14 protein-coding genes are annotated in these 18,932 nt (G+C 66.2%); 11 read left to right on the forward strand and 3 right to left on the reverse strand.

Annotated elements, in window-relative coordinates; all coding sequences use genetic code 11:
• The first annotated feature begins 61 nt into the window (after positions 1 to 61).
• Complete coding sequence (locus AB5T46_RS15140) at positions 62 to 619, forward strand: ankyrin repeat domain-containing protein (RefSeq protein WP_370564866.1); 558 nt, start codon at positions 62 to 64, stop codon at positions 617 to 619.
• Positions 620 to 687: 68 nt separating this feature from the next.
• Positions 688 to 1,140 (forward strand): VOC family protein, encoded by a 453-nt coding sequence (locus tag AB5T46_RS15145; protein WP_370564867.1) that lies wholly within the window; start codon positions 688 to 690, stop codon positions 1,138 to 1,140.
• Positions 1,141 to 1,324: 184 nt separating this feature from the next.
• On the opposite strand, the gene AB5T46_RS15150 is transcribed toward AB5T46_RS15145, so the two are convergent.
• Positions 1,325 to 1,864, reverse strand: a complete 540-nt coding sequence (locus AB5T46_RS15150) for a nuclear transport factor 2 family protein (protein WP_370564868.1) — start codon at positions 1,862 to 1,864, stop codon at positions 1,325 to 1,327.
• A 157-nt stretch (positions 1,865 to 2,021) separates the two neighbouring features.
• Between AB5T46_RS15150 and AB5T46_RS15155 the strand changes: the two genes are divergently transcribed.
• The 7 genes from AB5T46_RS15155 to AB5T46_RS15185 all read left to right on the forward strand — a co-directional run bounded on the left by AB5T46_RS15155 (position 2,022) and on the right by AB5T46_RS15185 (position 10,785).
• Entirely contained in the window at positions 2,022 to 2,186 is a 165-nt protein-coding gene (locus tag AB5T46_RS15155; protein WP_370564870.1) for a hypothetical protein, read from the forward strand.
• A gap of 92 nt (positions 2,187 to 2,278) precedes the next feature.
• The gene (locus AB5T46_RS15160) at positions 2,279 to 4,777 is read left to right on the forward strand and encodes a glycosyl hydrolase 115 family protein (RefSeq protein WP_370564871.1); all 2,499 of its coding nucleotides are present in this window, start codon (positions 2,279 to 2,281) and stop codon (positions 4,775 to 4,777) included.
• Positions 4,778 to 5,144: 367 nt separating this feature from the next.
• Positions 5,145 to 6,140, forward strand: coding sequence for a threonine aldolase family protein (locus tag AB5T46_RS15165; RefSeq protein WP_370564872.1), 996 nt, complete (start codon positions 5,145 to 5,147; stop codon positions 6,138 to 6,140).
• Between the two features lie 190 nt (positions 6,141 to 6,330).
• Entirely contained in the window at positions 6,331 to 9,480 is a 3,150-nt protein-coding gene (locus AB5T46_RS15170; protein ID WP_370564873.1) for an amidohydrolase family protein, read from the forward strand.
• A gap of 236 nt (positions 9,481 to 9,716) precedes the next feature.
• Positions 9,717 to 9,917 carry a YqaE/Pmp3 family membrane protein gene (locus AB5T46_RS15175; RefSeq protein WP_370564874.1) on the forward strand — a complete coding sequence of 67 codons (201 nt, stop codon included), beginning with the start codon at positions 9,717 to 9,719 and terminating at the stop codon, positions 9,915 to 9,917.
• 118 nt (positions 9,918 to 10,035) lie between these two features.
• Complete coding sequence (locus AB5T46_RS15180; protein ID WP_370564875.1) at positions 10,036 to 10,458, forward strand: HIT family protein; 423 nt, start codon at positions 10,036 to 10,038, stop codon at positions 10,456 to 10,458.
• A 93-nt stretch (positions 10,459 to 10,551) separates the two neighbouring features.
• Positions 10,552 to 10,785 (forward strand): hypothetical protein, encoded by a 234-nt coding sequence (locus tag AB5T46_RS15185; protein WP_370564876.1) that lies wholly within the window; start codon positions 10,552 to 10,554, stop codon positions 10,783 to 10,785.
• A gap of 355 nt (positions 10,786 to 11,140) precedes the next feature.
• Here the strand turns inward: AB5T46_RS15185 and AB5T46_RS15190 are convergent, their stop codons facing one another.
• Both AB5T46_RS15190 and AB5T46_RS15195 read right to left on the reverse strand, forming a co-directional pair.
• The gene (locus tag AB5T46_RS15190; protein WP_370564877.1) at positions 11,141 to 12,946 is read right to left on the reverse strand and encodes an SLC13 family permease; all 1,806 of its coding nucleotides are present in this window, start codon (positions 12,944 to 12,946) and stop codon (positions 11,141 to 11,143) included.
• A 297-nt stretch (positions 12,947 to 13,243) separates the two neighbouring features.
• A complete protein-coding gene (locus tag AB5T46_RS15195; RefSeq protein WP_370564878.1) occupies positions 13,244 to 15,055 on the reverse strand; it encodes a DUF885 domain-containing protein in 1,812 nt (603 codons plus the stop codon).
• A gap of 192 nt (positions 15,056 to 15,247) precedes the next feature.
• Here AB5T46_RS15195 and AB5T46_RS15200 point away from each other — a divergent pair, with 192 nt between their 5' ends.
• Entirely contained in the window at positions 15,248 to 16,879 is a 1,632-nt protein-coding gene (locus AB5T46_RS15200; RefSeq protein WP_370564880.1) for a TldD/PmbA family protein, read from the forward strand.
• Between the two features lie 413 nt (positions 16,880 to 17,292).
• The gene (locus tag AB5T46_RS15205; RefSeq protein ID WP_370564881.1) at positions 17,293 to 18,927 is read left to right on the forward strand and encodes a TldD/PmbA family protein; all 1,635 of its coding nucleotides are present in this window, start codon (positions 17,293 to 17,295) and stop codon (positions 18,925 to 18,927) included.
• The last annotated feature ends 5 nt before the right edge of the window (positions 18,928 to 18,932 follow it).

An 18,932-nucleotide genomic window follows, 5' to 3' on the forward strand; every position in this document is an offset into this window, starting at 1 on the left:
AGCTCTAACAATTCATTCGAGCCGAACCCGCTTCGCGGGTCGACATAAGGCGTTAGGCCGCATGAATAGAATCATCGCCACTATTACATTCACAATACTTATCTCATCTGTCGTTCTAGCCTCTCAACCAGGAACCATGAACATTTACGACGCCGCTGTCGCCGGGAAGTTCTCTCGGGTACAAGAGATAGTTACCCAGGATCCATCCGCCGTGAACAAAGAAGATGAGTACGGTTTTACACCGCTACACGGTGTTGCTGGGGAAGATCACTTTGATATGGCTCGCCTGCTTATCACCAAGGGTGCTGATGTCAACGCCAAAAACGATGAGGGGATCACGCCATTACACTTGGCCGCTTATCCAGAGATGGTGGAGATCTTAGTCAGAAGCGGGGCACAACTAGAGGCGCGCGACGCTCGTGGACGTACACCGCTGCACACTGCAACCGAACATCCAGAAGGCATTGATGTAATGGAGAAGCTGTTGCAACTTGGAGCCGACGCAAATGCACGCGACGATGCTGGAGAAGCCGCTCTTGACTTCGCTAACGCGCGCGAGGAGGGCGACAAGGTTGAATTGCTTATGGAATTTGGTGCCCGCAGTGGCAATGCGGCCTAACAAGGCGTTCAAGCCGATGCCGCTTCGCGGCACGGCTTAACTCCGGCGTTAGACGCCAAGGAGACATCATGACGGTCAAGCGTATGGACAACGTCGGCATCGTGGTAGAAGACATCGGCGCCGCCATTGAGTTCTTCACCGAACTTGGCCTAGAGCTCGAGGGGCGCGCCCCAATCGAAGGAGACTGGGCAGATGGCGTCACTGGATTGCGCGACATGCGCGTCGAGATTGCCATGATGCGTACGCCGGACGGTCACAGCCGGCTCGAGATGTCCCGATTCCTCGCGCCGCCTGTGGTCGCCGATCACCGCAGCGCCCCGGTGAACGCTCTCGGTTACCTACGCGTCATGTTCACCGTGGAGGACATCGACGATACGCTCGCCCGGCTCGGAAAACGCGGCGCGGAGCTCGTCGGCGAAGTGGTCCAGTACGAAGACACGTATCGGCTCTGCTACATCCGGGGCCCCGAAGGAATTCTCATCGGGCTTGCACAAGAGCTCGGGCAGCGGACTTCCCGATGAGCACATGTGACAGGTACAGACCTGATAGGGGTGCGTACTCGCGGTGGCTAGTTGCCGTTTGAGGGCGTTTAACAGATCGCTCAAGCCAACCCCTCCGGCCTTCGGCCTCCGGGGCGGCTTAGCTCAACCGTTAGTCTGCTATGCAGACAGCGGCGTCAGTCGGTTACGAGGGCGGGGGTTCGTTTCACTGAGGCGCCGGGTCCAACCGGACCCATGTCTCGCCCCGCCGCACGAAGGCGCCGCTGTCCAGGTGCCACCCGACGTCGATCCACCGTCCGTCCCGGCGCACGAAGATTTCTGTGCCGCGCCCAGCGTCGGTGGCGGACTTTTGTCCGTCGCCGGTTTCAAAGACATAGGTGTAGTACATGACGGCCACGTCGCCGAAGACTTGAATCTCTGTTTGCGGAAACTCCAGCCGCAGGATACGGACGTCCTGCTGTTGAATGCCCCGGGCCAGGGCGACCAACCGATCCCGATCCTCCCAGCGCTCCTGGTGCTGTTGGATCGCGATCAGTTCCGGCCCCAGCAGTGCTTCGACCTGCGCGGGGTCATCGTTGAAAAAGGCGCGCCATATGGTCTCCCGCGCGGCGAAGAGTTCAGCGCGCACCTGATCGCTGACCTCTATCGACGCGGCTTCTGGTTGCGCCGCCTCACAGACCTGGCCCGCCGGCGCTAGGGCCAATCCGATCACAGCTGCGATCGCCACGATTGCCGATTTCCGCATCTCTATCTCCCGCAAGCCTGGGACCCGCTGATCGCGTCCGACCGATGGGTCTGTTGTGATGCTAGTGATATGGCAAAGCTTGGGCGTTTGCCCGCATAAACCTTGGGGATGTGCGGCTCGATCACCGTCACTGCCCGTCCGACAACCATGATCCGCCATGATCCAAGCCTCAGAAGCTTGGATCATAACCGATCTCTCAACTAAACTTGTTGCCACTCTCGCAGCCTCACCTGCATCGGCAACTTCGGGTATCGTTCTTGGCAGCGCCAAGCTCGGCGTTTCAACCGGCCGTGGCGCACTTCAATCAATTGGTCTGGAGTGACTGCAGTCTTGATGAACGGTTGCGTGCCTATCACTCACGGTTAGCAGCCTGACAATTCATTCAAGCCGAACCCGCATCAGGGCGGCGCCTGAGTGCACGCCTTCGGCCATATTGAAAGAACATTCGAGATGAAGCCTCCGCTCCTATTGCCGCTGCTCGCACTCTTCGCCTCGGGATCGGCCTTTGCCATGGGCGAGAGGACAGAGATGCCGTTTCATCTTTCGCGTCCCGCCGTCATTCATGCTGCCGACAAGACAATCACGCTCGCCGCCGAGATGCTGGGGCGGGATATCGCGGCCTTGCGCGGCAAGCGACCCGTCCTTGCAACCGATCTCGACGCTTGCGCGACGGAATGCGTCGTGATGGATGTTGCAGGCGGTCCGCTGATGCAGGCTGTCGAGACATGGGCGGGCGTGAAGCTGCCGGCGCTGACCTGCGCATGGGAATGCCATGGCCGCAAGACCCTTTCCGTCCAAGGCCGCAAGCTGGTCGTCATTTATGGTTCGGATGCCAGGGGTACGGTCTATGGCGCGGTCGATCTTGCGCGCACATGGGGCGTCTCGGCCTGGGAGTGGTGGGCGGACGTGACGCCGCGCGCCCGGCCCTTTCTGCCGGTCAGCGAGGGTTTTATGCAATCGGCGGAACCCTCGGTGCAGTATCGGGGCATCTTCCTCAACGATGAGGATTGGGGCCTGCAACCCTGGGCGGCCATGACCCATGAGCCGGAAACGCGTGACATCGGCCCCAAGACCTACGCCCGGATTTTCGAACTGATGTGGCGCATGAAGGCCAATCTCATCTGGCCCGCCATGCATGAAAGCACGCAGGCGTTCTATCTTGTTCCCGGCAATGCCGAAATGGCACGGGATTATGCGATTGTCGTAGGAACGTCCCACGCGGAACCCATGATGCGGAACAATGTGGGGGAATGGGACAAGGAACAGTCGTTCAACTACATCGGCAACCGCCAGCCTGTGCTGGATTACTGGGAGGCACGAGTCAAGGATCTTTCCGAACGGGATCTCAGGGACGTCGTAGTCACATTGGGGATGCGAGGTGTGCATGATTCCGGCATGCAAGGCATCGAAAGCCCGCAGGAGGCCATCAGGGCCGTGGAGAGCACCCTGAAAGACCAACGGGCCATGCTGTCGCGTCATATGCCCGATGCACCGCAGTCTTTGACCCTGTACAAGGAAGTGCTGGGGCTCTATCGGAAAGGATTGAGCGTCCCGGACGATGTGATCGTGGTATGGCCGGACGATAATTACGGCTACATCCGCCAGCTGAGCAACGAACGGGAAAGAAGGCGTTCAGGCGGCGCGGGAGTGTACTACCACGTCTCCTATTGGGGGGCGCCTCATGATTACCTCTGGCTGGCGAGCACGCATCCGGCGCTGATCCGCGACCAGATGCAACGGGCGTGGGAAACGGGTTCGAACCGCCTGTGGGTGGTGAATGTCGGGGATATCAAGCCGGGCGAGTATCTCACGCACTATTTCCTTGATCTCGCTTTTGACGCCGGGCTTTTCGAAAAGGATGCCAGCGCCCATCTGCGCGGATGGATGCAGGAACAATTTGGCCCGGACGCCGGCCTTGAGGCTGCCGGCATCATGGAAGATTTCTACGCGCTGGCCTGGGAGCGGCGGCCGGAATTCATGGGCTGGACCCGTATTTATCCGACCACCTGGCTCGAGCCTTCACCGCTTTATCTGGCCGGTGATGCGCAACGAGGGATCGACCGCATTTCCGCCTATGCCGCTCTGATCGAGCGCGCAGATGCCCTTGCGGAACAAATGCCCGCGGACCGGAAGGATGCCTATTTCCAGCTGGTTCATTACCCGGTCAGGGGCGCAGGCTTGCTCAATCACCGTATCCTGAAGTATGACCTCGCCAATATCCGGGCGGGGCAAGGTGCGATCGGTGAGGGCACTCGCCTGATGCACGAAGCCCGTTTTGCCCATTGGCGGATCATTGAGGATACCCGCCGCTACAACCAGAACAACAATGGAAAATGGGCCTACATGATGGATCATGCACCACGCGACCTGCCCGTCTTCAGCCCCTATCAGGCGCATGGGAATCAGCGGACCTTCATGACGTTCGAGGAAGGCAGGCACTATGCGGATCGAACACTTCCCGCCTTGCCCAAGGCGCGCTCGCTGATGACAGCGTCCGACAGGCTGGCGGCTTCCGGGGAGTGGGAAGCGTTCGAATTCTTGGGCTGGCGCAGCAAGCTGACCCTGCCGGCGCGGAAAGAAGGTGTGTCGCTGGCGGGGATCGAGCCCTTGAGCTGGCAGTTCGACCGAAATCCCGCGGACGGAAAGTTGCGGCTCACCGCCGTGCCGACGCATCCGCTGACCTCCGGTCACGGCGTCGGCGTGGCCATCGCAATCGACGATCGCGACCCCATCTGGGTGGATTTTGCGGCACCAGAATGGAGCGATGAGTGGAAAGACAATGAGCTTTCGAACAGCGCCGTCAGGGAAATTTCCCTCTCCGATGTGCCGACCGGGATCCATACATTGCGCGTTTACGCGGCGGATCCTGGCGTTATTTTGAACCGGATCGAGATTGTCGAGGAAATGCAATGAGAAATCGGCTTTGTCTGCTTCCGCTATTTCTCTCGGCCGCCGCTCATGCGGAAACGGTATACATGGCCGGCGATTCCACCATGGCCATCAAGGAGAAGAGCGCCACCCGAAAACCGGTTGGGGCGTACCCTTTCAGGTTGCTTCGACGATTCGGTAAAGGCGGGTGAATTCCACCACCAAGTGCGACAAGTGTTGAGGATGCTCTATGGACCGCAGGAAGTTCTTGGCCGTTGGTGGATTGGCGGCAGCGATGCCGGTGCTTGCCCGGGCAGATGCGACGGACGCAGGGGCCGACACTGAGTCGGGGTTATTCAAGTCCATCAATTTCGTTTCGGACGGACTCGCGTTCAGTCCTCGCGAGTACGCCGTGCTGTTGGACGAAGCAACGAAGGGTCGGGACCTGGAGCCCGACAACTACTCGCGCGGGGGGCTGGTCGCGGAGCTGGAGCGACAGTTCGCGCAGCTGCTGGGCAAGGAGGCCGCGATGTTCGTGCCGACCGGCACCCTGGCCAACCATCTGGCCGTCAGGAAGCTGGCCGGCAACGACCGCCGCGTGCTGGTCCAGGCGGAGAGCCATCTCTACAACGACAGCGGCGATTGCGCCGATACGCTGAGCGGCTTGAACCTGATTCCGCTCGCCCAGGGGCGCAGCGCGGTCGAGCTGGTGGAGGTACGGCACTGGGTCGAGCGTTCGGCCGGCGGCCGGGTCGAGACGAAGGTGGGGGTGATCTCCATCGAGAATCCGGTGCGGCGCAACGGCCACGACATGGTCGACTTCGGCGAGCTGGAGCGCATCTGCGGCTATGCGCGCGAGCAGGGGATCCGCCTGCACCTGGACGGCGCGCGGATGTTCAATCTGCCCTTCCACTCGGGCAGGAGCGTGCGGGAGCACGCCGCGCTGTTCGACACCGTGTACGTGTCGCTGTGGAAGCATTTCAACGGTGCGTCCGGCGCGATCCTGGCCGGCGACGCCGGTTTCATCGACGGGCTGTTCCACATGCGGCGGATGTTCGGCGGCGCGTTGCCGCAGGCGTGGCCGCAGGTCGCCGTGGTCGGGAAGTACGCGGAGAGCTACGAGGAGGACTACGCCAAGGCGTGGCAGGCGACCGACCGGTTGATCGCGCTGCTGCAGGCAGACGGCCGGTTCGAGGTAAGCAAGCCGCCGAACGGCACCAGCCGGTTCCTGCTGACGGTGTCCGGCGTGGCGCCGGATGACTGGACGGCGCGCTTGCGGAGAAGGGGCGTCATTCTGCCGTACGCCCATCCGGGCTCGGGCGTGCTGGCGCTGCAGGTGAACCCGACGGTCCTGCGCACGTCCCCCGACGCGCTGGCGCAGATCTTCATCGCTTCGATGAAAGACTGAGGCGTCACCCCGCGCGACTTTGCATCATCTGTCGCTTCACCGCATTCAGATCGCAACGGCGTCACGCATCGACCAACGTCGAATTGAGTTCGCGGTGCGGCGTGTGGAAGCGTGCGCCTGCAGGGGTTCGCGCCGCTGGAGATCGTCGCATCGTCGATGGCTCCCGGCGCCCGGCTACGAGGGAGATGTCATGAAACACTCGTCAGCGGCCCTGCGCGCATTCGTCGCGGGGGCGGTCGTATGTGCGGCGTTCGCCGCATTCGGGGCTGGAACGGCGGACGACCCGGCCGCCCACGATGGATCATCGCAGGTCGTCACGGTCGACGAAGGCACTAATCTCGCGGCGACGGTGTCGCCGGACGGGCAGGCGATCGTCATGGATCTGCAGGGCGTGCTGTGGCGCCTGCCGGCAAGCGGAGGCAAGGCGGAACGCATCACCGACAGTCTGCTGGAGCCGGCGCGGCCGGACTGGTCGCCGACGCAGGACCTGATCGCGTTCCAGGCATTCCGGGACGGCAATTTCAACATCTGGACCGTCCGTTCGGATGGCGAAGGGCTGCAGCGCCTGACCAGCGGCCCCGGCGACCATCGCGACCCGCGCTTCTCCCCGGACGGCGGCACGATCGCGTTCGCGTCCGACCGCGCGTTCGCCGGCAGCTACGACATCTGGACGGTCGACCGCGACAGCGGCGAGCCGGTCCGCATCACCGACGACGACACGATCGAGGAGTTCGAGCCGGCGTGGTCGCCCGACGGCACGCGGCTGGCGTTCGTCAGCGGCACCAGCGCCCGCGGCACGAAGATCGAGGCGGTGACGCTGGCGACCGGCGAGCGCTCGACGCTGGTCATCGCGCCGGAGGGGGCGCAGCTGTTCGCACCGTCGTGGTCGCCGGACGGCGCCACGCTGGCCTACGTGCAGCTGCAGAACAACGTCAGCCGGCTGATGGTGGCCGGTCAGCCGGTCGGCGAGGCCACCGACGTGTTTCCTTTCCCGGCCCGCTGGCTATCCGCGGACACGCTGCTGTACACCGGCGACGGCGGAATCCGCACCGTGCGCGCGGACGGCAGCGGCGGCGCGCGGGTCCCGTTCGAGGCCGATATCCGTTTCGAGCGCCCGGACTATCCGCGCAAGCGTTCCGTCTTCGATTCCCCTGCGCGCCGCCAGGCGAAGGGCATCGTGGGACCGGCGCTGTCGCCGGATGGCACCCAGCTGACGTTCCAGGCGCTCAACCAGGTCTGGGTGGCGAGGATCGGCGGCAAGCCGCGCGCGCTGACCGACGACAGCTATTACAAGGCCGATCCGGCCTGGTCGCCGGACGGCGGGCGCATCGCGTATTCCTCGGACAAGGCCGGCACGCAGGACCTGTACGTCCACGACCTGTCGACCGGCGACGAACAGCGCATCACGTCGCTGCCGGGCGCCGAGGTGTCCGCGGCCTGGTCGCCGGACGGCAACCGCATCGCCTTCCAGGACGAGACCGGCGCGACGCAGATCGTCGCGCTGTCGACCGGCAACGTGACGCCGCTGATCCCGTCGCTGTTCGCGCCCGGCAAGCCGAGCTGGTCGTCGAGCGGCAACACGGTGTCGATCGCCGCGCTCAAGCCGTACTCACGCCGCTTCCGCGAGGGCACCAGCCAGATCCTGACCGCCGATGTTGCCAGCGGCGAGCTGCGGTACTGGGAGCCGGCGCCGTTCAAGTCGCTGAGCACGCGCGGCGAGGACGGGCCGGTGTATTCGCCCGACGGCAGCGCGCTCGCCTTCGTCATGGAAAGCGCGCTATGGACCATGCCGGTCGACGGCGACGGCTATCCCGCCGGGCCGGCGCGGCAGCTGACCACCGAGGTGACCGATGCGCCGACCTGGAGCGGCGATTCGCAGAAGCTGCTGTACCTGTCCAATGGCCGGTTGCGCATGGTCTCGCGCGACGGCGGCCGGCCCGGGCACGTGCCGCTGCGGCTGGACTGGCAGCAGGAGCGGACCGCCGGCAGGACGATCATCCACGCCGGGCGCTTGTGGGACGGGCGCGGCCCGCAGGTGCAGACCAACGTCGACATCACGGTGGTGAACAACCGTATCGTGCACGTGCGGCCGCACCGAGACGTCGCGCATGCCGCCGGCCAGGGCCACGGCACCGAATTCGTCGATGCATCGCAGTACACGGTGCTGCCCGGGCTGTGGGAGTCGCATACCCACGAGTGGATCAGCGGCAAGTTCTTCGGTGCGCGGCTGGGCCGGCTGTGGCTGGCCTACGGGGTGACGTCGATGCAGTCGGTCGGCGATCCGGCCTATCGCGCGGTGGAGACGCGCGAGGCCTACGCCTCGGGGCAGCGGGTCGGTCCGCGTTTCTTCGCCAGCGGCGAGGCGATCGACGGCGAGCGCATCTACTACAACTTCATGCGTCCGGTGACCGGAGGCGACCGCCAGCTCGCGCGCGAGCTGCAGCGCGCCGATGCGCTCGACTACGACATGCTCAAGACCTACGTCCGCCTGCCGCACGAGGACCAGGCGCTGTCGGCGGAATTCGCGCACCAGCAGATGGGCGTGTGGGCGGCATCGCACTACATGCTGCCCGGACTGGCCTTCAACATGGACGGCATGACCCACCTGAGCGCCACCTCGCGCCTGGGCTTCGCCTACACGCGCTCGCTGACCGGCGCCACCTACGGCGACGTGGTGGACCTGCTGGCCGGGTCCGGGATGTTCGTGATCTCGACCACGTTCAATCCGTCGCTGTACGCCGAGGATCCGGAGATGGTCGACGATCCGCGGCTGCTCGCATTGAATCCGCCGTGGGAGCAGGCGGCGCTGCGCGCCAAGCGCGATCTGGCGGTCGGCACCGACCAGACCATCAGCCTCGAGCGGCTGCGCCGCGAGGAGGAGACGCTGGCGGCGGTCGTGAACGGCGGCGGCAGCGTGCTGGCCGGCACCGATTCGCCGCTCGACAACCCGGCCGTGGCGCTGCACCTCAACCTGCGCGCGCAGGTGAAGTACGGCATGGCGCCGTGGCAGGCGCTGCAGAGCGCGACCCTGCGGCCGGCGCAGGAATTCGGCGTGGCCGACAGCCTCGGCAGCGTCGAGCGCGGCAAGCTCGCCGACCTGGTGTTCGTCGCCGGCGATCCGCTGCAGGACATCGCCGACCTGGCGAACGTGCAGGCGGTGATGAAGAACGGAAGAATGTACGGAATCGAGGAGCTGATGGCGCCGTTCGCTTCCGCGGAGGCGCGGCGGGCTGCGGCTGCGGATTCGGCGGCGCCGGCGGCGACGCATGCGGCGTCGCGGCACGACGACGAGCATTGGTGGCACGATCCCGAGCTGTGGCAGGGCGCGCACGAGCACTGAGCTGAGCACTGCGCCGTCCAGGCGGAATTGCCCGGACGGCGTGCAACATGGCGACTCGCGCTTCGGTGCGCTCGACGTGGCATCCTCGCGGGACGCATTGAAAGGTGAGCTCTTCAACCTGTGAGCTCGGCCGGCGGTTTCCGAAAGGACTGTGCCTGATGGTTAGATGCTTTCCGGGGAGTCTTCTGGATTCGCGGGCGTCCACCTTATAAAGTGCAGCAAAAAGGGAAGCCTCCATGCGACTGCTGCTTGCGATCCTCCTGCCCTGGCTCCAGTTCTTTACCATCGGCCGGCCATTCGCCGGGATCATCTGTTTGATCCTCCAGATCACGATCATCGGTTGGCTGCCGGCAGCCATCTGGTCCGTCTATGCGCTGAGCCAGTACAAGACCGACCGGAAGATCGAAAAGGCGCTTGCGACCCAGCGCGCGCGGTAGTGATCGTTCGCGTTGCACCTGAGGCATGAGTCGCCGACCGCGCCGAGCAGGCAAGGCCTGAAGATTCGACCACCTCGCGGCTCGATCGATTCGATGCAGTGCTCGCCTGGAGAGATCAGTGGACGACGAATGCGTCTTTTGCGAAATCGTGCAGGGCAGGGCGCCGGCCAGCATCGTCTGCGAGGACGCGCTGGTGATGGCGTTCGTCGACCTTCGGCAGTTCCATCCCGGTCACACGCTGGTCGTTCCGCGGCGGCATCTGCATGACGTGCGGGAGCTCGACGTCGCGACGGGCGCGGCGTTGATGGCGATGGTTTCACGGGTCGCCCGGGCGATCGGGTCCGCATTCCCCAACGAGGGCCTGAGCATCTGGCACTCCATCGGCGAGGCGGCTTTCCAGGAAGTCCCGCATCTGCATGTCCATGTGCACCCGCGACTGCCGGACGATGGCCTCCTGCGTGCCTATCCGCATGCGCCTGTGGCGCCGGGCAAGGACGTGCGGGATGCGTATGCGGCAGCGCTGCGCGCCCACCTCGATTAGCATGGGCGTGCATGCTGCAACGCCGCCGCTGTCCTCATCGGCACGTCGCGCATTCTTGAGTTTCACGACAGGCCAATCCCAAGGAGACCGCACATGTATGCGCTGGATATCGGATTGTTCATTGCAGGTGCCGTTTTGCTCGTCATCGGATATCGCAAGACGAATCGCAACGTGCTCGCGGCGGCGGCAGTTCTGTTGCTCCTGGTGGGGACCGCCGGCGACTTCATCTCCGGCTACGGGGACGGCGTCTCCGGGCGCCATCGGGCTGCACAGGACTCGTCTGCTGCGCCGGAGACAGGGGTCGAGAACGGCGAGCGCAGCGCATAGGGTGGGCTTCAGCCCACCACCTCCTCCACGACCCGTAGGGGTGCGCCCGACGCCATCACAATTGGTGACATGGCGACGGTGGGCCGGGGCTCACCCTATGTGGCTCGACTAGCCTGCGTATTCCCCGGCGATGCCAGTCGCGACTTCCGTCGCTCCCACAAAAGTGGGCATGCGTTCTCCTGTGGGAGCGACGGAAGTCGCGACCCCGTGCAGGTGGATTAGGCGGTGATGGCGTGACAACCGAACCAGTGACTGCCCGGCGGCGGCATGCCGCCGCCACTCCCACGAAAGCGGGATGCCGCCTTCCCGTTGCGTCCACAAATGCAGGATGACCGAACGGCGTCGTCCACCGCGCTCAGAACGGCCAGAACGGCCCGTCCAGCCACAGCCAGCGCGCCATCCAGGCGCTGACCAGGGCGATCACCACCGTCAATGGCAGGCCGATGCGCAGGAAGTCGTTGAAGCGGTACTGGCCGGGACCGAGCACCAGCAGGTTGCCGTGGTGCCCGATCGGGGTGAGGAACGCGGCCACCGCGCCGAGCGCGGTGCAGACTACGAACGGGATCGGCGACAGCCCGAGCGCGTCGGCGAGCGACACGGCGATCGGCCCCAGCAGCACGGTGGTCGCGGCATCGGAGAGGATTTGCGTGAGCAGGCCGGCCATGGTGAACATCACCAGCAGCACGCCGAGCGGCGGCCAGTGCTCGACCACGCCGAACAGGTGCCGGGCGAACAGGTCGGCGGTGCCGGTCTGTTCCATGGCGATGCCGAGCGGGATCACGCCGGCGATCATCACGAAGATGCGCACGTCGATCTCGCGGTAGGCCTGGTTGATGTCGACGCAGCGCGTGGCCACCATGGCCACGGCGCCCAGCAGGAACGCCAGCGGCGCCTCCAGCCATTCGGTGCCGGCGGCGATCACGGTGCCGGCCAGCACCGCCAGCGCCAGCGGCGCGCGCACGCGACGCTTGGCCTCGCCGGCGAACGGCACCAGCATCAGGAAGCCGTGGTGCGCGGCCAGTTCGGCGAAGTGGCTGGAGCGGCCCCACAGCACCAGCAGGTCGCCCTCGCGCAGGCGCGCGTCGGCCAGGCGCCCGGTCGGCTGTTCGTCGCGCCGCCACAGCCCGGCGATCACCGCCTTGAAGCGGCGCGAGAAGTCGAGTTCGCGCACCGAGTGCCCGATGAACTCCGAGCCCGGCGCGATCAACGCCTGCACCAGCTGCGCGTCGCTGCCGCCGGTGGCCGTTGCGGTCGCGGCGGCGCCGTGGCGCGCCAGCGCGTACAGGTCGAGACCGGGGTCGTCGTGCAGCGAGGCGAGCGCATCGGCCGAGGCCTCGACCAGCAGGATGTCGCCGCTCAGCAGCACGCTAGTGTCCTTGAGGTCGTCGCGCACGGTGCCGTCGCGCAGCCAGCCGAGCAGCCGGAAGCGGTCGCCGAGCGCCTTCTGCAGGTCGGCCAGCGGGCGTGTGCTCCAGCGCGAGCCTTCGACGATCAGAAGTTCGGTGCGGTAGCGGTCCAGGCGCAGGTAGCCGCCGTCGTCGGACTCGCCGGCGTGGCGGGGCAGCAGCCAGCGGGCGGCCAGCATGTAGGCTACGCCCACCGCGACCAGCGCGATGCCGATCGGGGTGATCGAGAAGATGCCCAGTCCCTCGCCGGTGTTGCGCTCGATCAGGTTGCTGGCCAGCAGGAAGGCCGGAGCGCTGACCAGGGTGAGCGTGGTGCCGAGCGAGGCGGCGAACGACATCGGCATCAGCAGGCGCGAGACCGACATGTTCTTCGACCGCGCGAAGCGGTTGAGGATCGGCAGCATCATCGCCGTGACCATCACGTGGTGCGTGAACGACGACAGCGCCGCCACCGTCGGCATCACCACCGCGACCGCGCGGCTCTCGCTCGAGCCGGCGGCGTGCCCGATCCACTGGCCGATGCGCTCGGTGATGCCGGTGGCGGCCATGCCGCCGGAGATCACGAACACCGCGGCGACGATGATCGCCGGGTCGCTGGCGAATCCGGTCAGCGCCTGGCGGCCGTCCAGCACGCCGGTCAGCACCAGCGCCAGCAGGATCAGCATGGCGGTCACGTCCACCCGCAACCGCTCGCTGATGAACAGGTACAGGCCGCCGGCGAGGATGAGGAGGAACAGGGCCTGGTCGAAGGTCATGGCCCTAGTGTGCATGGACGGGGGTAAATAGTGTCGCCTGGCGAGGGTATGCCGATGTCAGCGGGGCTTGGCCGGCAGCCGTCTTGGTGGAGACTGACGGGGGGCGTTCCGCTTGTGGGAGCGATGGAAGTCGCGACTCCGCGGACCTGCCAGCCGCGGCGCGCGGGCTTCGACGGATGGCGCTGAAGGGATTTGCGGTGCGCCTCGCCTGGCCAGAGCAACAGCAAATCCCCCCGGCCCCCCTTTTTCAAAGGGGGGAGTTCACCTCGCTCCACAGGGTCGGGAGCCGGCGACGCGTCAGCGGATCGGTTCGTCCAGCATCAGCTGGCGCACGAAGCGCACCGGCGGAGCGCCGTAGGACAGCACTTCGTCGTGGTAGGCCTTGAGGTCGAAATCCTCGGCGCGCTCGGCTTCCACCGCCTCGCGCATGTCGAAATGCTCCTGCACGCCGGCGAAGTAGGTCGGCAGCTGCGCCGAGGTCAGCTGTGCACGCACCCACTTGCCGGCGGCCTCGCGCTCCTGCTGGAAGGTGGTGCGTACCATCAGATCCATCGCCCGCTCGCGGTTCCAGCCGTCGACGTGCACGCCCTGATCGAGGATCGCGTTGGCCACCGCGCGCAGGTAGAACTTCAGCTGCACCAGGCGGAACAGCGGGTCGTTGTCGAGGTAGCCGGCCCTGGCCATGACGTCCTCGGTGTAGACCGCCCAGCCTTCCGCGAACGGCCCCGAGCGCAGCACCGCGCGCAGGGTGGAGGGTTGCTGCACCGAATGTGCGCCCTCCAGGTAGTGACCCGGCACGCCCTCGTGGATCGACAGCAGGTGGATCATGCGGTCGTTGTATTCGCGCAGGAACGAGTCGGCCTGTTCGTCGGTCCAGTCGTCGGGGATCGGCGAGATCGCGTAGTAGGTGTCCAGGCCCTTGTCGAGCGGGCCGGGCGAGTCGCAGTAGGCGACGGCCACGCCGCGCTGGAACTCCGGCATCAGGATCACCTGCACCGGGTCGTCGGGCACCGTCACCAGGTCGTGTTCGCGGGTGAACTCGGTCGCCTGCGCCAGCGTCTGCTTGGCGAAATCGACCACCGCGTCGCGGGCCGGCCGCTCGGCGTAGGCGAGTTCCAGCGCGGCCTCGATCGCGGCCTGGCGCTGGTCGTCGTCGGGTTCGGCCGGCAGTTCCGGCGCGTCCGGTGCGTCCTCGAGCACGGTCTGGGCGATGCCGTACATCTCGTCACGTACGCGCGCCAGCTCGGCCTCGGCGCGCTGGCGGATCTCCTCGCGCGAGAGTTCGGAGTTGAGCGAATAGCGCAGCTTCTGGTCGTACAGCTCGGCGCCGATGCGGAAATCGCCGGCGGCGCCGGGCACCAGGGTGTCGTCGAGCCAGGCCTGGTGTTCGGCGACGGCTGCGCGCAGCGTATCGATCGCCGCCTCCAGGCGTTCGCGCTCCTCGCCTTCGAGCGTGTCGACGTTGGGCGTGATGAATTCGTCGACCAGGGTGAGGAGGCCCGGGTTCTGGCGGGCGACGGTCTCGGCGTGGATCTTCGGCACCCGCGCCGGGTCGAGGTTGTCGCGTGCCTGGGCGAACAGCACCGGCAGCTTCTCCATGCGCGCGGTCGCCGAGCGCAGCCTTTCGGGCAGCGGCGCGAACTCGCGCGCCATCAGGCCGTAGATGGCGCCGCCGGCCAGGCTGTTGTAGACCTGCGGATCCCAAGCCCAGGACTGCAGCGTCTCGGCGTTCCAGATCTCCGATTGCAGCTGGTTGCGCAGGATCGCGGCGTCGACCTGGTTCTCACGCGACAGGCGCGTGACGTCGATCGCGTCGAGGTCGGACAGCAGCCGCTTGGCCGCGTCGAGCGCGCGCTGGCGGCCCTCGGCGCTCATGTCGTCGAGTTCGCCGTCGTAGCGGTGCTCGCCGATCTGGGTGGCGGAGACCGGCGAGAGTTCGAACCATTCGTCCAGGGCGCGCTGCGAGAGCTGGGTGAACGCGGCGTCGGCGGCTTCGTCGGCTGCGGTGGTGCCGGCCGGTTCCTGCGTGGCCGGCGTGGCCGGCGCCTCGGAGCGCTGGCAGGCGGACAGGGCGGCGAGCAGGGCGAGGGCGAGCAGGCTATGGCGCATGGGCGGGTTCCGCTGTGAACGATCCGCGCAGGATAGTCGCGGCGGCGCGCCCATGCATGTGCCGCGGGCGGCGGGGCGTTTGACGCACGCCGGTGCCGCGGCAAGAATGCGGCGGACGCCCCGCGGGCGCCGTTCCCTGCATCCATCGCGTGTCGCGCGCTGCGTCGCGCCCGAATTCTCCGGAGAACCGCCTTGCATCGTCGCGACTTCCTGATTCTCGGCGGGCTGGGCCTCGGCGGCCTTGCGTTGCCGCCCTTCGGTCGCGTCATCGCCGCCGAGCAGTTGCAGTCCACGCTCGATGTCGCCTTCAAGAAGCGCCTGGCCGATGCCGCGCTTGAGGCCGCCACGGGTGCCGGCGCCGGCTACTGCGACGTGCGCATCGGCCGCTACCTGCAGCAGTCGCTGATGACGCGCGAGGACAAGGTGGAGAACGTGATCAACACCGAATCCACCGGCGTCGGCATCCGCGTGATCGCCGACGGCGCCTGGGGCTTCGCCGCCACCAACACGCTTACCGAGGCCGGCGTGGCGCAGGCGGCGCGGCAGGCCGCTTCGGTCGCCAAGGCAAACGGCAAGATCCAGACCGAGCCGGTGCAGCTGGCGCCGGTCACGGGGGTGGGCGAGGTGTCGTGGCGCACGCCGATCCGGAAGAATTCGATGGAAGTGCCGGTCGAGGAGAAGGTCGACCTGCTGCTCGGCGTCAACGCCGCGGCAATGAACGCCGGCGCGGACTTCGTCGCTTCGCGGATGTTCCTGGTCAACGAGCAGAAGTATTTCGCCAGCACCGACGGCTCCTACATCGACCAGGACGTGCACCGCATCTGGGCGCCGTTCACGGTCACCGCGATCGACAAGGAAAGCGGCAAGTTCCGCACCCGTGACGGGCTGGCGCCGCCGATGGGGCTGGGCTTCGAGTATCTCGACGCCGATCCCGCCGGCCGCATCGAACTGCCGGGCGGGGTGGTCGCCTACACCACTGCGTACGACATGCGCGAGGACGCGATCGCCGCGGCAAGGCAGGCGCGGGAGAAGCTGAAGGCGCCGTCGGTGAAGCCGGGCAAGTACGACCTGGTGCTGGACCCGTCCAACCTGTTCCTGACCATCCACGAGAACGTCGGCCACCCGCTGGAGCTCGATCGCGTGCTCGGCTACGAGGCCAACTACGCCGGCACCAGCTTCGCCACCCTGGACAAGCGCGAGCAGCGGTTCCAGTACGGCAGCGACATCGTCAATTTCTTCGCCGACAAGGTGCAGCCGGGCAGCCTGGGCGCGGTTGGTTTCGATGACGAGGGCGTCAGGACCAAGCGTTGGGATCTGGTGCGCGAGGGCGTGCTGGTCGACTATCAGGCCACGCGCGACCAGGCGCACATCCTCGGCAAGGATGCCTCCGACGGCTGCAGCTATGCGGACTCGTGGTCGAGCGTGCAGTTCCAGCGCATGCCCAACGTCTCGCTGGCGCCGGGCAGGGAGGCGCTGAGCGTCGCCGACATGATCAAGGGCGTCGAGCGCGGCATCTACATCCACGGCCGCGGTTCGTACTCGATCGACCAGCAGCGCTACAACGCGCAGTTCGGCGGGCAGCTGTACTACGAGATCAAGGACGGCGAGATCGCCGGGATGATCGAGGACGTGGCCTACCAGATCCGCACGCCGGAATTCTGGGGCGCGTGCTCGGCGATCTGCGACAAGCGCGACTTCCGCCTCGGCGGTTCGTTCTTCGACGGCAAGGGGCAGCCGGGGCAGGTCTCGGCGGTGTCGCACGGTTCGGCCACCGCCCGCTTCGACGGCATCAACGTGATAAACACCGCGCGCAGCCTGGGCTGAGACGCCGGCTCTTGCCACGGGATCCGCTTTCCGTAGGAGCGTGCCATGCGCGCGATGCCGCGCCAGGCAGACTTCTTCGTTGCGACGAGACCAGGCCCGTCGCCACGGGCGGTGTCAGTGAATAGCCAAGCCCGATGGACCAACACCTCACCCGTTGGCTCGAGATGCCGGCTATTCACTGACACCGCCCGTGGCGACGGCCCATTCTTCACTGCGGCGGAAATGGCTGCTTGGCGCGGCAGTGCCGCCAATCCCGAGTCCCCAATCCCGGCTCCTATGCCAAAAGTCATTTGACGCTCCGCCGGGCTGCGGCAAGAATCGACGGGTATGCCGACGGACTGTCGCGCGTGCGTCCGCAATCCATCCCGCCCCGGCCGCTGTCGCGTCGCGGGCACTACTTCGGGAGAGCTGTCTTGCAACGACGTGACTTCCTGGCCCTGAGCGGCCTCGGTCTGGGCGGCCTGATGGTGCCGTCCTTCTTCGGCAAGGTCATCGCCGCCGAACAACTGCAGTCGACGATCGACCCGGCGCTGAAGAAGCGCCTGGCCGATGCCGCGCTGAATACGGCCACCGGCGATGGCGCCGGCTACTGCGACGTACGCATCGGCCGCTATCTGCGCCAGTTCGTGATGACGCGCGAGGACAAGGTGCAGAACGTGATCAACACCGAGTCCACCGGCGTCGGCGTGCGCGTGATCGCCGACGGCGCCTGGGGCTTCGCCGCCACCAACACGCTGACCGAGGCAGGCGTGGCGCAGGCCGCGCGGCAGGCGACGGCAATCGCCAAGGCCAACGCCAAGATCCAGACCGAGCCGGTGCAGCTGGCGCCGGTCACGGGGGTGGGCGAGGTGTCGTGGCGCACGCCGATCCGGAAGAATTCGATGGAAGTGCCGGTCAAGGAGAAGGTCGACCTGCTACTCGGCGTCAACGCCGCGGCGATGGAGGCCGGCGCCAGCTTCGTCAACTCGATGCTGTTCCTGGTCAACGAACAGAAGTACTTCGCCAGCACCGACGGCTCCTACATCGACCAGGACGTGCACCGCATCTGGGCGCCGATGACAGTGACCGCGATCGACAAGGAAAGCGGCAAGTTCCGCACCCGCGACGGCCTGTCGGCGCCGATGGGCATGGGCTATGAATACCTGGACGGCGCCGCGTCGGGCAAGGCGATCCTGCCCAACGGCGTGATCAGCTACGGCATGTCCTATGACATGCGCGAGGACGCCATCGCCGCCGCAAAACAGGCGCAGGAGAAGGTGAAGGCACCGTCGGTGAAGCCGGGCAAGTACGACCTGGTGCTCGACCCGTCGCATACCTGGCTGACCATCCACGAGTCCATCGGCCATCCGCTGGAACTCGACCGCGTGCTCGGCTACGAGGCCAACTACGCCGGCACCAGCTTTGCGACCCTGGACAAGCGCGAGCAGCGCTTCCAGTACGGGAGCGACATCGTCACCGTGTTCGCCGACAAGGTGCAGCCCGGCAGCCTGGGCGCGGTCGGCTACGACGACGAAGGCGTCAAGACCAAGCGCTGGGACCTGATCGCCGGCGGCAAGCTGGTCGACTACCAGACCGTCCGCGACCAGGCGCACATCCTCGGCAAGACCGAGTCCGACGGCTGCTGCTACGCCGACTCGTGGTCGAGCGTACAGTTCCAGCGCATGCCCAACGTGTCGCTGGTGCCGGGCAAGGACAAGCTGAGCGTTGCCGACATGATCAAGGACGTCGAGAACGGCATCTACATCGTCGGCGACGGTTCGTTCTCGATCGACCAGCAGCGCTACAACGCCCAGTTCGGCGGGCAGCTGTTCTACGAGATCAAGAACGGCGAGATCGCCGGGATGATCGAGGACGTGGCCTATCAGATCCGCACGCCGGAGTTCTGGAACGCCTGCGCGGCGATCTGCGACGAGAGCGACTACCGTCTCGGCGGTTCGTTCTTCGACGGCAAGGGCCAGCCCAGCCAGGTGTCGGCGGTCTCGCACGGCTCGGCCACGGCGCGTTTCAATGGCATCAACGTGATCAACACCGCCCGCTCGCTCGGCTGACCGGC

It is taken from the genome of Luteimonas salinilitoris (assembly GCF_041300785.1).
GTDB lineage: Bacteria > Pseudomonadota > Gammaproteobacteria > Xanthomonadales > Xanthomonadaceae > Luteimonas > Luteimonas salinilitoris.